Source organism: Halopseudomonas salina (assembly GCF_014637955.1).
Classification (GTDB): domain Bacteria; phylum Pseudomonadota; class Gammaproteobacteria; order Pseudomonadales; family Pseudomonadaceae; genus Halopseudomonas; species Halopseudomonas salina.
Window position 1 is genome coordinate 182510 of the sequence record NZ_BMFF01000002.1, and the last position, 15176, is coordinate 197685.

At 59.3% G+C, this 15176-nt stretch carries 17 protein-coding genes; 10 read left to right on the top strand and 7 right to left on the bottom strand.

Translation table 11 applies throughout. The features are described 5' to 3' along the window. Positions 1-25 precede the first annotated feature (25 nt). The 4 genes from IEV54_RS04750 to IEV54_RS04765 are packed head-to-tail and all read right to left on the bottom strand — an operon-like array spanning position 26 to position 4685. Positions 26-298, bottom strand: a complete 273-nt coding sequence (locus IEV54_RS04750; RefSeq protein WP_150276198.1) for an oxidative damage protection protein — start codon at positions 296-298, stop codon at positions 26-28. Between the two features lie 21 nt (positions 299-319). Further along, positions 320-1366 carry an A/G-specific adenine glycosylase gene (gene mutY / locus IEV54_RS04755; RefSeq protein WP_150276199.1) on the bottom strand — a complete coding sequence of 349 codons (1047 nt, stop codon included), beginning with the start codon at positions 1364-1366 and terminating at the stop codon, positions 320-322. After that, entirely contained in the window at positions 1363-3525 is a 2163-nt protein-coding gene (locus IEV54_RS04760) for an AsmA family protein (RefSeq protein WP_150276200.1), read from the bottom strand. Before IEV54_RS04760 ends, mutY begins: the two co-directional genes overlap by 4 nt. Before the next feature lie 20 nt (positions 3526-3545). Then, a complete protein-coding gene (locus IEV54_RS04765) occupies positions 3546-4685 on the bottom strand; it encodes an NAD(P)/FAD-dependent oxidoreductase (RefSeq protein WP_150276201.1) in 1140 nt (379 codons plus the stop codon). Between the two features lie 140 nt (positions 4686-4825). Here IEV54_RS04765 and hisB point away from each other — a divergent pair, with 140 nt between their 5' ends. From hisB to hisF, 4 genes are all read left to right on the top strand, one after another. Continuing rightward, entirely contained in the window at positions 4826-5419 is a 594-nt protein-coding gene (gene hisB / locus IEV54_RS04770; protein ID WP_150276202.1) for an imidazoleglycerol-phosphate dehydratase HisB, read from the top strand. A gap of 3 nt (positions 5420-5422) precedes the next feature. Further along, positions 5423-6067 (top strand): imidazole glycerol phosphate synthase subunit HisH, encoded by a 645-nt coding sequence (hisH, locus tag IEV54_RS04775; RefSeq protein ID WP_150276203.1) that lies wholly within the window; start codon positions 5423-5425, stop codon positions 6065-6067. A gap of 96 nt (positions 6068-6163) precedes the next feature. Further along, positions 6164-6913, top strand: coding sequence for a 1-(5-phosphoribosyl)-5-[(5-phosphoribosylamino)methylideneamino]imidazole-4-carboxamide isomerase (hisA, locus tag IEV54_RS04780; RefSeq protein WP_150276204.1), 750 nt, complete (start codon positions 6164-6166; stop codon positions 6911-6913). A 97-nt stretch (positions 6914-7010) separates the two neighbouring features. Then, positions 7011-7787: an imidazole glycerol phosphate synthase subunit HisF gene (hisF, locus tag IEV54_RS04785; RefSeq protein WP_150276205.1), complete on the top strand. Its 777-nt coding sequence runs from the start codon at positions 7011-7013 to the stop codon at positions 7785-7787. Positions 7788-7815: 28 nt separating this feature from the next. Here hisF and IEV54_RS04790 read toward each other — a convergent pair whose 3' ends face one another. The 3 genes from IEV54_RS04790 to gpmI all read right to left on the bottom strand — a co-directional run bounded on the left by IEV54_RS04790 (position 7816) and on the right by gpmI (position 11937). Next, positions 7816-9123 carry a S41 family peptidase gene (locus IEV54_RS04790; protein WP_223825342.1) on the bottom strand — a complete coding sequence of 436 codons (1308 nt, stop codon included), beginning with the start codon at positions 9121-9123 and terminating at the stop codon, positions 7816-7818. Positions 9124-9198: 75 nt separating this feature from the next. Further along, on the bottom strand, positions 9199-10389 hold the full coding sequence (locus IEV54_RS04795; RefSeq protein ID WP_150276206.1) for a murein hydrolase activator EnvC family protein: 1191 nt from the start codon (positions 10387-10389) through the stop codon (positions 9199-9201). Positions 10390-10398: 9 nt separating this feature from the next. Beyond that, positions 10399-11937, bottom strand: coding sequence for a 2,3-bisphosphoglycerate-independent phosphoglycerate mutase (gpmI, locus tag IEV54_RS04800; RefSeq protein ID WP_150276207.1), 1539 nt, complete (start codon positions 11935-11937; stop codon positions 10399-10401). Between the two features lie 200 nt (positions 11938-12137). Between gpmI and IEV54_RS04805 the strand changes: the two genes are divergently transcribed. The 6 genes from IEV54_RS04805 to rsd all read left to right on the top strand — a co-directional run bounded on the left by IEV54_RS04805 (position 12138) and on the right by rsd (position 15169). Further along, complete coding sequence (locus IEV54_RS04805; protein WP_150276208.1) at positions 12138-12572, top strand: rhodanese-like domain-containing protein; 435 nt, start codon at positions 12138-12140, stop codon at positions 12570-12572. Between the two features lies 1 nt (position 12573). Next, on the top strand, positions 12574-12831 hold the full coding sequence (gene grxC, locus IEV54_RS04810; RefSeq protein WP_150276209.1) for a glutaredoxin 3: 258 nt from the start codon (positions 12574-12576) through the stop codon (positions 12829-12831). A 35-nt stretch (positions 12832-12866) separates the two neighbouring features. After that, a complete protein-coding gene (gene secB / locus IEV54_RS04815; RefSeq protein ID WP_150276210.1) occupies positions 12867-13364 on the top strand; it encodes a protein-export chaperone SecB in 498 nt (165 codons plus the stop codon). Positions 13365-13551: 187 nt separating this feature from the next. Then, positions 13552-14067 (top strand): disulfide bond formation protein B, encoded by a 516-nt coding sequence (locus tag IEV54_RS04820; RefSeq protein WP_150276211.1) that lies wholly within the window; start codon positions 13552-13554, stop codon positions 14065-14067. Positions 14068-14079: 12 nt separating this feature from the next. Beyond that, the gene (locus IEV54_RS04825) at positions 14080-14601 is read left to right on the top strand and encodes a DUF3833 domain-containing protein (RefSeq protein ID WP_150276212.1); all 522 of its coding nucleotides are present in this window, start codon (positions 14080-14082) and stop codon (positions 14599-14601) included. Between the two features lie 94 nt (positions 14602-14695). Continuing rightward, positions 14696-15169: a sigma D regulator gene (gene rsd, locus IEV54_RS04830; RefSeq protein WP_150276213.1), complete on the top strand. Its 474-nt coding sequence runs from the start codon at positions 14696-14698 to the stop codon at positions 15167-15169. Positions 15170-15176 lie beyond the last annotated feature (7 nt).

Sequence of the window (15176 nt, forward strand, 5' to 3'; positions counted from 1 at the left end):
ATTCTTTCAGCCGCTTACCCGATTGTCATTCCACAGGAGGCACGTAACCGTCGGCCTGGGCGTAATCTTCGCCGGCGAGAAACTTGTCCATCTCTCCCTGCAGGAAGCGGCGGTCCTCGGCATCCATCATGTTCAAGCGGCGCTCATTGATCAGCATCGTCTGGTGGGCCTGCCATTCGTCCCAGGCTTTTTTCGAGACATCCGTGAAGATCGCTTCCCCCTTGGCGCCCGGATAAGGCGGCCGATCAAGGCCAGGCAGTTCCTGCTGATATTTGCGGCACATCACCATACGGGTCATGGGCAATCCTCCACGATGAATTCAGATAATCGATTCGACCCGCTGAAGCAGTTTCTTGACCGGTGCGGCCAGCCCCAGACGGGAAGGTTGGCGCAGGTTATACCAGACCTGCCCGCTCTCGGCCACGCCATGACCATGCTCAACTCTGATCAGCAGTGGCTGGATATCCAGATGGAAGTGGCTGAAGGTGTGCCGTAATGGCTCCAGCACCTGAGGTTCGGCCGCCTGCCAGCCCTCACGGGCGATAAGAGCCTCGAGCTGCCTGTGATCATCCAGCTGCGGCGGACACCAGAGACCGCCCCAGAGCCCGCTGTCGGGGCGGCGTTGCAGCCAGACATCGCCCAAGGGATTAACCAGCAGGGGCATGAGGCACTTGCGTACCGGAATACTCTTGCGCGGCCGGCGTTGCGGATACGCAGTTTGCTCGCCCAGCATGCGAGCCTGACAGCCAGCCTGCAGCGGGCATATCAGACACGATGGTTTGCTCCGCGTACACAGGGTTGCGCCCAGATCCATCATCGCCTGGGTGTAGTGATTGACCCGGGAGTGAGGCGTGTGGCTTTCAGCTATCGCCCACAGCCGGTCGTGAACTGCCTTTTCGCCCGGCCAGCCCTGCACGGCATGAAAGCGCGCCAGCACCCGCTTGACGTTGCCATCCAGGATGGGGGCGCGCAAGCCCATACTCAGACTGGCAATCGCACCCGCTGTGGACGGCCCGATACCCGGAAGATCGATCAAGAGGGGCAGATCAAGGGGAAACTCCCCAGCGTATTCATCGACCACCCGCTTGGCGGCCTTGTGCAGGTTGCGGGCCCGACTGTAATAGCCGAGACCGGTCCACAGATGTAACACCTCATCTGCCGGAGCTGCAGCCAAAGCCTGCACATCCGGCAGCGCCTGCATGAACCGCTCATAGTAAGGAATCACCGTGGCTACCTGGGTTTGCTGCAGCATGATTTCTGACACCCAGACGCGGTAGGGAGTCATGTTCTGCTGCCAGGGCAGATCCTTGCGGCCGTGCAGGTCATACCAACCCAGCACGGCCTCGGCGAAGGTTGGCTCGGTCACTGGCCGAACAAGCCACGTAGCGCGTCACGGACGGCTGGCGCCTGCTGATCCAGCTTTTCTTCCAACTTGTCGCCCAGTTTGCGCTTTGCTTCATTGCCCAGAAGCTGACCAGCGAGCTGAGTAACCGCTTCGGTATCAACCCCGCAGCTGCTGGCAGCGTTATGCAGATAGCCGCTACAACGGATCGGCCACTCAACGCCGACATAGCGCTCATTGACCCGACAAGCCGAGTCAGGCATCTCGATGTTGTCGCCCTTGAGAACCAGACCCAGGCGGTAGTCCAGACGCTGAGTCGGCAGGACGATTTCACCGCGGCCCTTTGCGGTGATGCCCGGCAGATCGGCCACCAGGTTCTCATTGATAACTGTGCCGTCAACGATACGGAAATTACCCTTCAAGGCGCTGAACGGAGTGTCCTGTGAACCCACGGGGGCGCCCAGGGGCTCACGATTGACCAGTGCAATCGCCTGACAGAGCTGTTGTTCGAGATTAATCCCGAGTAATGCGCCGTCGTTCACATCGAAGCTGGCCCGACCATTCAAACTCGACATCCACTGCTGCATACTATTGCCAGTGGCGCGCACATCCATATCCAGGTTGATGGCTCCACGCAGCTGGGGTGCAACGTCATAGGCCTCCTGAATGGCTATCGAGTTCATACCTGCAAGTTTTTTCTTCGCGCTCAGGGTCACAGGTCGCGTGCGCGCATCAATTTGCCCGGTCACAGCAAAGTCGCCACCAAACACGCCGCCTTCGAACCGACTGATGTTCACCATGCCTCCCCGGGCCTGAACAGCAGCTTTGAATGGCCTGATGACCTGCTCGGTCAATACGACTTCCTGCATGTCCAAACTGCCATCCACATCCAGCTCTGCGATCAGCCCCAACGGCAGGACTGGCTCATCGCTCCAGGCCATAGGCGTAGACTCCGACTTGCTGCCCCCACTGGTGCCCGCTGGCTCCTGCGCGGCGTCCTCATCGACAGGTGGCAGGTAGTCGTCGAGATCAAGGCGATTGCCCGTAAGCCTGAACCGGAGCGCCTGACGCTCGAGATCTGCCAGCCCCATACTGCCGGTAAATTCGTTGCCGTCGACCTGCAACTGCAGGTCTTCGAACATAAGGCTGGTGGCCGAGCCAACCAGATTGGCTGCCATGGATACTTCTTCCAGCGCTCGCGGATTCGCCGTTTCCGGAATCTCCTGCCCAAACGCCTCAATCAGTGAGCGGGCATTGAAAGTTGCTACGTCCAGCCTGCCGGCCAGCTGCATATCCTGATCCAGCTGTGTAGCCTTGATTGCCCCCGTTGCGCGCAGATCTGCCAGCGACAGCCGAACCTGATTCAGTTCTGCCACCTGGGCGCCGAGATCGACCACGCTGTCGGCCTGCAGCTGCAGAGAAACTGCCCTACCCGAAAATGGCGCGCCACTGGCATCCAGCTTGAGATCGATGGCATCGAACTGATAGCGCTCAAGTCCCAGATCAAACTGCGCAACGGTCTGCAGGTCAATTCGCATGCGCATGGCAGGCTGCTCAGTCGTCAACAAACCGATAAAGGCGATATCGAACGGCTGCCCTTCAACCAGCGCACCTGTTTCCAGATTGACGTCGTTAAGCTGCACACTCTGGCCGGTTTCGCGATCCTCATAGAGAATCCGGGCGTTGGTGATATTCACACTCTGCACCGCTATATCCAGCTCTTCTCTCTGGGTATCAGGTGCCTCTACGGAGCCTGATCCGGTGTCGGCATGTTCTCTGGTCTGCGGACCTACCGTTTCCCAGTTGCCCTGGCCGTCAGCATTTCTGACCAGGTTGAGACTGACGTCGTTGAGGATGACATCACTGAAGCGCAGCTCCCGGCGCAGCAATGGCAGCACCTCTACTCCGAGCCCGAGACTACCCACCTCGGCCAGCGACTGATCTGGTTGATCAACCGGTGTTACCCCGACCTGTTTCAGCTCGATTCCCAGCCAGGGGAACAGGGACCAGCCAATGTCACCGCCAAGGGTCAGCTCGACGTTGGCCTTTTCGCGGGCGATTTCACGAATATTGTCCTTGTAATCGTTGGGGTCGAATATCCGGGTCAGGAAAAACAACAGAGCGACGGCGAGCAACAACACGCCGAACACAACCAGTCCCAGGACCTTGGCAAGCGCTTTCATGGGTATTCCTTGTAAACAGTTCAGGCCATCGGGGCCTTTGTCATAGGGTAGAGCTTGTCGAGACGCATGACCACTTCCCTGGCCAATGCCAGGCTTGCGGTCAGGCCGGGCGACTCTATGCCGAACAACTGGATCAGCCCCTCTATACCATGCTCCCGATGATCCTGTATGACGAAGTCGGCCGGGGCATCTCCCGGTCCGCTGAGCTTGGCCCGCACACCGGCATAGCCTGGCACCAGCCGATCCGGCTTGCAGCCTGGCCAGTAGCGCTGGACCGCCCGGGCAAACTCATCAACCAGCCCGTCTTCGACGTCGTAATCGATTCGCGTAAGGTATTTCACATCAGGTCCGAAACGAACCTGGCCGGCCAGATCCAGGGTGGCGTGCACGCCCAGACCAGAGGTGTTGGCTGCAGGCACGGGGTAGACCAGATGACTGAACGGCGAGTTCCCGCTGTAAGCCAGATAGCGACCCTGGCACAAATGCAGTGCAGGTACGGTGCTGGCTGGCAGATTCTCGATGCATGCAGCCAGTTGCTGGGCAAATACGCCGCACGCGTTGATAAGATACCGGCAGCGCAGACTGAACGACTCGCCTGCGCTACGTCCGCGCACCAGAAATCCGCTTGCACCTGGCGCCACTCCCGTCACCTGTGTGCGATAACTGACCATCCCGCCAGCTGACTGCAGAGAAGCCTCCAGCGATTGAAGCAGAGCATGGCTGTCAACAATACCGGTCAGGGGTGAAAAAAGACCGGCAACCGCCCTGACCTCCGGCTCGGCCCGCACCACAGCATCCGCATCCAGCCACTCAAGCCGGGTGCCGCAGTCCGCGGCATTGGCTTGTAGCGCCCGTAAAACCGGCACTTCTGCCTCCTCAACCGCTACCAGAAGTTTGCCGATTTGCCGATGCGGCACGCCATGCTCGACACACCAGGGGTACAAGAGATCGCGCCCCTGCACGCATAACCTGGCCTTGAGCGAGCCAGGTCGATAATACAGCCCGGCGTGAATCACCTCGCTGTTTCGGCTGGACGCATGCTGTCCCGGCCAGGCCTCCTGCTCGAGCACCAATACTTCGTGCCCGGCTTCTGCCAGTTTCTGCGCTACCGCCAGCCCCACTACTCCGGCACCCACAACCACTGTCTGTATATCGGTCATCAGGTTATTCTGCCCTGACTCGGATGCGGGGAGAAGAGCCATAGACCCGATACACATAAGCAATCAGTACGCGGTAGCCCCTCGCACTGCCTGCACGTATAATGCCCACCCTCGATAGATCACTCAGTGGAGAAACAGCCATGGCGGAGCGCAAGGCAAGCGTCGAGCGCAACACTCTGGAAACCCAGGTCAGAGTCGACATCAACCTGGATGGCACCGGGCAGTCGGACTTCGACATCGGTGTCCCTTTTCTGGAGCACATGCTTGACCAGATCGCCCGGCACGGGCTGATCGATATGAGCATCAAGTCCCGTGGCGATCTGCATATCGACGACCACCACACGGTGGAAGACGTCGGCATTACCCTGGGCATGGCGTTCGCCAAGGCGGTGGGTGACAAGAAAGGCCTGCGCCGCTATGGCCACGCATACGTCCCGCTGGACGAGGCGTTGTCACGCGTGGTGATCGACTTCTCCGGGCGACCCGGCCTGCACATGCATGTGGACTTTACCCGTGCCAGCGTGGGTGGTTTTGATGTGGATCTGTTCGGTGAATTCTTCCAGGGGTTCGTCAATCACTCGCAAACCACCGTGCATATCGACAACCTGCGCGGCGTGAATACCCACCACCAGATCGAGACCGTATTCAAGGCCTTCGGTCGCGCAATCCGGATGGCGGTCGAGGAAGACCCACGCATGAGTGGCATGATGCCCTCCACCAAAGGGTGTCTTTAACCCATGGCTGGAGGTCAGGTAGCAGTCATCGACTACGGCATGGGCAACCTGCACTCGGTCGCCAAAGCCCTTGAGCATGTGGGCGCGAACCGTGTGGACGTCACCAGCGACCCGCAAATCATCATGGCGGCCGACCGGGTTGTACTACCCGGCGTCGGCGCCATCCGCGACTGTATGAGCGAATTACGCCAACTCGGCCTTGATGCTGTAGTGCGTGATGTGGTGCGCGAAAAGCCGCTGCTGGGGGTTTGTGTGGGCATGCAGATGCTGCTCGAACACAGCGAGGAAAATGGTGGGGTAGAAGGCCTCGGCCTGATCCCCGGCAAAGTGAGCTTTTTCGGGAATGAGCTCTACGATGGCGAGCAGCGCCTCAAGGTGCCGCACATGGGCTGGAATCAGGTCAAACAGACCATAGATCACCCTATGTGGCACCGCATCGAACAGGATGCGCGATTCTATTTTGTACATAGCTATCACGCCCAACCACAACGCCATACCCATGTGGCAGGGCGATGCCATTATGGCACCGACTTTGCCGCAGCATTGATTCAGGACAACCTGTTTGCCACCCAGTTTCACCCGGAAAAAAGCCATACCAATGGCCTGCAGTTGCTGCAGAACTTTCTGGCATGGGATGGTCGCTGGTAGAAACCCGAGCGGCAAGCTGCAAGCTGCAAGCTGCAAGCAACCCCGCTTGAGGCTTGAGGCTTGAAGCTTGAAGCTCTTTTTCCAAAGGAAAAAGTCATGCTTATAATCCCCGCTATCGACCTCAAGGACGGCGCCTGCGTTCGCTTGCGTCAGGGCCTGATGGACGATGCCACCGTATTTTCCGATGACCCTGTGGCAATGGCCGCCAAGTGGGTCAAGGCTGGTTGCCGCCGCCTGCACCTGGTCGACCTGAATGGCGCCTTCGAGGGCAAGCCTGTCAATGGCGAAGTGGTGACTGCCATCGCCCGCGCCTATCCTGACCTGCCGATCCAGATTGGTGGCGGCATCCGCTCCCTGGAAACAATCGAGCACTACGTGCGCGCTGGCGTCAGCTACGTGATCATCGGCACCAAGGCAGTCAAGCAACCGGAATTCGTTGCCGAAGCCTGCCGCGCCTTCCCGGGCAAGGTCATTGTCGGACTGGACGCAAAGGACGGATTTGTAGCCACCGACGGCTGGGCAGAGGTAAGCAGCGTTCAGGCAGTCGATCTGGCGCGCCGTTTCGAAGCAGATGGCGTATCGGCGATCGTCTACACCGACATCGCCAAGGACGGCATGATGCAGGGCTGTAATGTCGAAGCTACAGCCGCACTGGCCAACGCCACATCCATTCCGGTTATTGCTTCAGGCGGCATTCATCACCTGGGCGACATCCAGACACTGCTGGATGCTGGCGCCCCAGGCATTGTCGGCGCCATCACCGGCCGGGCGATCTATGAAGGTACGCTTGATGTGGCAGAGGCCCAGGCGCTGTGTGATAAAGCAGCTTCAAGCGTCAAGCGGTAAGCCACAAGCTAGGGCGCGCCGCTCAATGGAATTATCTTGCAGCTTGAAGGGGACGGCCAACCGCCTTGCCGCTTGAAGCTGCTTTCGGAGAAAGTCGATGGGTCTCGCTAAACGCATTATCCCCTGTCTCGATGTCGACAATGGTCGCGTGGTCAAAGGTGTGCAGTTTGAAAACATCCGTGACGCTGGTGATCCGGTCGAGGTAGCGAGGCGCTACAACGAGCAGGGCGCAGATGAAATCACCTTTCTCGATATCACTGCCAGCCATCAGGAGCGGGACACCACCCTGCACACTGTCGAGCGCATGGCCAGCCAGGTGTTCATACCGCTGACTGTCGGTGGCGGCGTTCGCACCATTCAGGATATACGCAACCTGCTCAATGCCGGTGCCGACAAGGTGTCGATCAATACCGCCGCGGTATTCAACCCCGAATTCGTGGGCGAGGCTGCCGATCGGTTTGGCTCCCAATGCATCGTGGTGGCCATCGATGCAAAACGGGTATCGGATGAGGGGGCGGCAACCCCGCGTTGGGAGATCTTTACCCATGGCGGGCGCAAGCCAACTGGCCTGGACGCAGTAGAGTGGGCCTTCAAGATGCAGGAGCTGGGCGCGGGCGAGATCCTGCTAACCAGCATGGATCAGGACGGCATGAAGAGCGGTTTCGATCTGGGGGTCACCCGGGCGATCAGTGACAGGCTGCATATCCCGATAATCGCCTCGGGCGGGGTCGGTAATCTGCAGCACCTGGCTGACGGCGTGCAGCTCGGCGGTGCCGATGCAGTGCTGGCTGCGAGCATCTTTCATTTTGGCGAGTATTCGATCACCCAGGCCAAGCAGTACATGGCCGACCGCGGCATTGAAATGCGTCTCTGATCAACCGCCTGGAACGCTATCTGGCGCGCTAGCCTCTGGCGCGCGAGATATTCAGACCCTTGAGCAGATTGAGCGCCTGATTCAACTGGTAGTCGGCGTCCTGAGACCGCTCGGGACCCGCGGGCTTGCGCACAGTGGGCCTCTCGACACCCGTTTCGTTCGACAGATGTCCTGCCAGATCTGCCTCGCGAAATCCCATCTCCGCTTCATCCCTGGTCACCCTGGCCTGCTCCACCTTGATATCTGGCTCGATACCCTGCGCCTGAATAGAACGTCCGTCAGGAGTGTAATACAACGCGGTAGTGAGCTTGAGCGCGCGGTCGTTGTTGAGCGGCAAGACCGTCTGTACCGAGCCCTTGCCGAAGGTGTTGGTACCCATGATGACCGCACGGCCATGATCCTGCAGTGCGCCAGCAACAATTTCGGAGGCCGAAGCCGAGCCGCCATTGATAAGGACAACCATTGGCACGCCAATGCTCGGATCGGTGTTGGTGGCAGAGAAGCGCAGCTCTGAGTTGCTCAGCCGGCCCTGGGTATAAACAATCAGACCTGAATCCAGAAAACTGTCCGCCACCTCGACTGCGGCCTGGAGCACGCCACCGGGGTTATTACGCAGATCCAGTACCAGCCCTTTGAGATCGCCATCCGCGTTGAGCTTCTCAAGCTCGCGGCGCACTTCGTCGCCCGTGTTGACCTGGAACTGGGTGAGCCGCATATAGGCGTAACCCGGATCCAGCTGCTCAGTGCGCACACTGGCCACCTTGACCACCGCCCGCTCCAGCTCGACCTCGAATGGACGGCCGTCATCGCGAATCACGGTAAGAGTGATGGTGGTGCCCGGCTCGCCACGCATTTTTTCCACCGCGTCCATGATAGTCAAACCCTTTACCGGCTCGCCATCAATCTTGACGATCAGATCGCCAGCCTCGATACCAGCACGAGCGGCGGGCGTGTCATCGATAGGCGAGATGACCTTGATGAACCCATCTTCCTGACCCACCTCAATACCCAGGCCGCCAAACTGGCCGCTGGTTGCATCCTGCAGCCCACGGAATGCTTCTGGCTCCAGATAGGCAGAATGCGGGTCAAGCCCATCGAGCATCCCGCGGATGGCGTTCTCCAGCAGAGTCGCATCATCAACCGGCTCGACGTAGGCTGTGCGAATACGCTCCATTACCTCGACAAAAGTCCGCAGTTCGTTCAGCGGCAGAGGGGCTGCCGGGCTCTGCGCCTGTGCCGGCACAGGAGCAGGTGCGGTTGTTTCCTGGGCCAGCACGGGCCCAACAACAAATGCCAGGCTGATGCAGGCGGCAAGCATGGTACGCACAGCGGTCATCGATCTCTCCCAACACAGGGGCTTGTTTACGGACTAGGGCAGGAAACGCACTTGCAGGTCTTGGCCGCCGGCACTTCACCCCGACAGCATACACCAGGCCGCAGGGTCCAGTGCACGGCCCTGGTGGCGAATCGCAAAATACAGAGCTGGCATCGTGAGCCCCCCGCTGGCGCCAACTGTGGAAACGGCCTCACCGGGCTGCACCCAGGTACCAACGTCCTTGAGCACGCTCTGGTTATGGCCGTACAGACTCAGATAACCACTGCCGTGATCAAGTATTACCAGCAAACCCGAACCACGCAGCCAGTCGGCGAATACCACTCGCCCACCATGAACGGCATGTACCGCAGTGCCCTGGGATGCGCCGATCAACAGACCATCCCACTTCAGCCGCGCATCGCCACCACGCTGGCTACCATAACGCGCCTGAATAGGGCCCTTGACCGGCAATGGCAACTTCCCCTTGGCGCTGGCAAAAGGCAGGCTGCCGGCGGGAGTAGGGATGCTGGTTATGGTTTCATCAATGGACTTGATAAGCTTTTCCAGGCCCGCACGCTCAGCCTGAGCTGTTGCCAGCTTTTCACTCTGACTACGGCTCTTGCCCTGCAGATTTGCCAGCAGCCCGGTGCGCGCGGTCTGCTGAGACTGTAGCTCCGTGGCATTGGCAGCGAGCCGCTCGCGGCGCTCTTCAAGAAGGGCCTGCTGCTCGACAATCTGCGCGCTGGCCAAGCGTATCTGCTCAAGGGTATCGGTATAGCGCGTCACTTCGGTCATTCGAGCACGACTCAGATACTGGTAATAGCGCATCATGCGCGCCATGCGCGCAGGGTCGTCCTGGTTGAGCAACATCTTGAGATAATCCTGCTGCCCAGCCATATAAGCCGCGCGTGCCTGCCTGGCGATCTGATCCTGCTGCCCAGTCAGTGCGACCTGCAAACCGGCTGCCTGCTCGCGCAGATCGCGAACCCGGGTTTCGCCCTGGCGGATCTTTTCCTCGATCTGCTCGCTCTCGCGCTGCAACCTGCCAATCTCGCTTTCACTGCGCTTGAGTTGCGACTCCAGACCGGACATCTCCTGCTCGAAGCTCTCGAGCATTTTTTTCAGCCGTGCAATTTCCGCTTCGGTCTGTTTCAGCTCGGCTCTCGCCTCACGGGAGTCGGTCTGGGTCTCCTGCGCAGTCAACGGAGCGCTATACACCAGCGCTGCCAGCACTGCAGCGGTGCAAAAGTGCTGTGAAAGTGTGCGCAACGGCCTGAGCTTGAGCATGTCGGAGTCTCAGGAGGCCAATGTCAGAATCGATCGACCCGTCATCTCAGCCGGCTTGGGCAGACCCAGCAGAGTCAGCATGGTTGGCGCCACATCAGACAGTATGCCGCCTTCGCGCATGCTCACCTGCCGCGGCCCTACATACACAAAGGGTACCGGCTCGCAGGTATGTGCGGTGTGTGCCTGACCTGTATCGTGATCGGACATCTTCTCGACGTTGCCGTGGTCAGCCGTAATCAATGCCTCTCCGTCTACCCGGGCAAGGGCCTCGCAGATGCGCTTGATACAGGTATCAAGACACTCCACAGCCTTGACCGCAGCGTCGAAATCGCCGGTATGCCCAACCATGTCACCATTGGCATAATTGACGATAATCACATCATAGCGCTGCTGATCAATCGCCTCGACGATTCGATCAGTGACCTCTGGCGCGCTCATTTCAGGCTGCAGATCATAGGTAGCCACCTGGGGAGATGGAACCAGAATGCGCTCTTCACCTGCAAAGGGTTCTTCACGGCCGCCGGAGAAGAAAAACGTCACGTGGGCGTATTTTTCCGTCTCGGCAATCCGCAGCTGGGTCTTGCCCTGACTGGCCAGGTATTCGCCCAGCACATTGTTCAGCGAAGCAGGCGGGTAAGCACAGGGTGCCGGAATATCAGCCGCGTACCGGGTCAGCATGACAAAACCGGACATGTGCAGCTGACGCTGGCGAGTAAACCCCTTGAAATCAGGTTCGACAAAGGCGCGGCTCAGCTCCCGGGCGCGGTCAGCACGAAAATTCATGAATATCAGTGCATCCCCGTCAGCAACCGGTGCAGGCTCGCCAATGCGGGTAGCCTTGACGAACTCGTCGTTCTCTTCACGTTCGTAGGCGGCAAGCAGACCGTCCACAGCGGTTGCCGCGGTAAACTGCGCCTCACCATCAGCGATCAGGTTGTAGGCGGATTCCACACGCTCCCAGCGATTATCACGATCCATCGCGAAATAACGGCCGATCAGCGTAGCCGTCCGTCCCTTGCCCAGGCGCTTATAGGCCTGTTCGAGCATCTCGAGGGAGGGCTTGGCGCTACGCGGCGGGGTATCCCGACCGTCAAGGAAGGCGTGCACGGCAATCTTGTCGGCGCCGCGTCGCACTGCCAGCTCCACCATCGCTACCAGATGGTCTTCGTGGCTATGCACGCCGCCGGGCGAGACCAGACCCATGATATGCACGGTGCCCTGGGCTGCAACCGCCTTGTCCACTGCCTCGACAATGGCCGGATTGTCGAAGAACTCGCCATCGGCAATCGCCTTGGTTACCCGGGTGAAGTCCTGATAGACCACCCGGCCAGCGCCCAGATTCATGTGACCTACTTCGGAGTTACCCATTTGTCCGTCAGGTAGCCCTACGTCCATACCCGAGCCGGACACCAGCGTATGGGGAGCCTGCGCCCACAGTTTGTCCCATACCGGGGTGCGGGCGGCCATGATGGCGTTGGAGTCAGGCGATTCACTGTGGCCAAAACCATCGAGAATCATCAGAACCAGGGGTTTGGGGGCATCTGTCATGAAGGCGACTCACAAAATATTTGAATGATCGGATAGCAGCCCTGGCCGCATGACGGCCGGGCAGACGCGATGCCCACAGTCTACTGCGCCGGCACCAGCCTGTCATGCTGCAACGCCCCGCGTACCATTCGGCAGGGATGGTTCTGCCACCGCCGCCTGCTGTGTATACTGGCGGACTTTATTTATCCGGAAGTACTCGCATGCAACGCGTTATCGATTTCTTTACCCAGTTCGCCGAGTTCCTCGGCAATCATCCGTTTCTGGCGGTCGCCTTCCTGGTGGTAGTCACGCTGCTGATCGTTACCGAGGGCCGCAAAGCCGGCAAGACTGTTTCCACTCAGCAGGCCACCACCATGATCAATCGCGAAAGCGCCGTGGTCGTCGACCTGCGTTCCAAGAAGGATTATGCCGCCGGTCACATCGTGGACTCGATCAACATCCCGTACGACAGTCTGAATACTCGCCTGGGTGACCTCGACAAGTACAAGGGGCGCCCGATCATTCTTGCCTGCGCGAGCGGCCAGCACGCCGGATCCTGCGCCAAGCAGATCAAGGCAGCTGGACACGACAACGTCAGTCGCCTCAGTGGTGGCATGAGCAGTTGGCGCGCCGACAGCCTTCCAGTGGTGAAATAACATGTCAGAAGTAACGATCTACAGCAGCAACTATTGCCCCTTCTGTATCCGTGCCAAGCAGTTGCTGGATGCGAAAGGCGTCAAGTACAACGAAATTCGCGTCGATGGTCAGCCCAAGGTGCGGGCAGAAATGACCCGCCTTGCCGGCGGTGCGACCTCGGTACCACAGATCTGGATTGGCAAGACCCACGTCGGCGGTTGCGATCAGCTGCAAGCGCTTGAGCGCTCAGGCAAACTCGACGCCATGCTCGCCAGCTAACACTATTAACAAGACCACAATACAAGGACCCCATCATGGCCGAAGAAAACCAGAACACTCAGGGCGCCAACGGCGCTGCGGATCAGCAGCCCCAGGTACAGTTCACGCTGCAGCGTATCTACGTGAAGGATCTGTCCTTCGAGTCTCCCAAGGCGCCAGCGGTGTTTCAATCCCAATGGAACCCCCACGTCAATCTGGATTTGAACACCCGCCACAGCGAGTTGCAGGAAGGCGTACATGAAGTAGTACTCAGCCTGTCCGCCACCGTTACCAATGGCGAAGACGATGTCACCTTCATCGCCGAAGTTCAGCAGGCCGGCATCTTCGCTATCAGCGGCCTGGATGAGGCTGGCATGCGCCACACTCTTGGCGCATTCTGCCCGAACATCCTGTTCCCCTATGCCCGTGAAGCGATTGACAACCTGGTACTCCGGGGCAGCTTCCCTCCCCTGATGCTGTCACCAGTCAACTTCGACGCCCTGTTTGCCCAGGCAGAACAGCGCCGTGTGGCAGAAGCTGCCGAGAAGAACTGAGTCGCCCGGTCAGCCGCCCATGGCTGAAACGATCCGTGCCGCATAGCTCGATTGCGGCGCGGACCGCGGCCAGGCCCATCCACTCGGCGGCCCGGTGTTGTTACAACCCCGCCCTGCGACATCCTTGTCAGCCCGCACTCCTTGATCTACTGTAATTCGCCTGCCTATTCGAACAGACGGAAATTCCATGGCCCTACCTGCTTCCCGCCCCCTGTATCTGCTTGCGTTGATCACATGCGTTCTGTTGATGGGCGTTGCGCTCTATCTTGAACATGTTGTTGGCCTGATACCTTGCCCGCTATGCATCATTCAGCGCGTAATACTTGTTCTTGTCGGCCTGGTGTGCCTGGCCGCCCTGATACACAGCCCAAGCGCCGAGCCGACCTCCCGCAGACCCACAGCAGCTCGCCTCTATGGAGTCGGAGTGAGTTTGTTTGCCATCCTCGGCGCCGCCGTGGCCGGGCGCCAGGTCTGGCTGCAGCACCAGCCGTCCGACCAGCTACCGTCCTGCCTGCCGAGCCTGGACTACATGATTGACGTTCTGCCCCTCCAGGACATCATGCACATGCTGTTCAACGGCACCGCCGACTGCGCAAAGGTCGATTGGACTTTTCTCGGCCTCAGCATCGCCGAAGGTACGCTGCTAGCGTTTATCGCCTTCAGCCTGTTCGGACTCACACAGCTCTTTCGCAGTAACGACTGAAATGGAGACCCCATGCGCCTGATCATCGCTTTTGTCTTTGCCCTGGCCCTCGCGGGCTGCGCAAGCCCCGACGTGGAACACTATGCCAATGAAACCCCGGAGTTGCGCCTGCAGGATTATTTCAATGGCGAACTGGAAGCCTGGGGCATGTTCCAGAAGCGTGATGGCGAGCTGGTAAGACGCTTCCACGTGCGCATGGTGGGGAGCTGGGAAGGCGACACCGGCGTGCTGGATGAATATTTCACTTACTCAGACGGCTCCACCGAGCGTCGCGTTTGGACCCTGGTGAAGCAATCTGATGGAACCTGGCGCGGGACCGCGGACGATGTGGAGGGTGAGGCCGTCGGCGAAGTGTCCGGCAATGCCTTTCACTGGCGCTACACACTGAGGCTCAAGGTTGATGACAGCACCTGGCTGGTCGACTTTGACGACTGGATGTACCTGATCGATGACAAGGTCATGCTCAACCGCGCGACAATGTCAAAATGGGGCGTGGAGCTGGGCCAGGTAACCCTCAGCTTCATCAAGCCTTGATGCAGGCACCTTGGCTGACCTATGCTGTCCATCTACAAGGGATTGACGCCGTCTGGCATCGATCCAACCAGCCAATTGCAAGTAGAGGTGGATCATGCTGGAGAGCTGCACAACAGCCCAGGAACGTTGGGGCGGTGTACATAAACTGATTGACCGCTGGCTGGCAGAGCGCAAGCAACTGGTGCTGCAATACAACCAGTTACGCCAGGCTGCCGAAACCGGCAAAGCCAGCCAGGCCACCCTCGAATCCTTCTGCGACGTCCTCGTCGACTACGTTTCCGCAGGTCACTTCGAAGTCTATGAGCAACTGATCCACGAAGCCGAGGCTTTCGAGGACCAGGGCGGACTGGCGCTTGCGCGTCAGGTCTACCCCCGGATCGAGACCATCACCCAGAGTGCAGTTGAATTCAATGATCTGTACGGACGGGCCGGATCGGATGATGACCGACAGCAGATGCACGAACGCCTGCTTCGACTGGGCGGCCTGCTACATGAGCGTTTCGAGCTCGAAGACTGCCTTATCGAAGTACTACATACCGCCCACCAGGACATACTCAGCGCAAGCTGAACGCAAC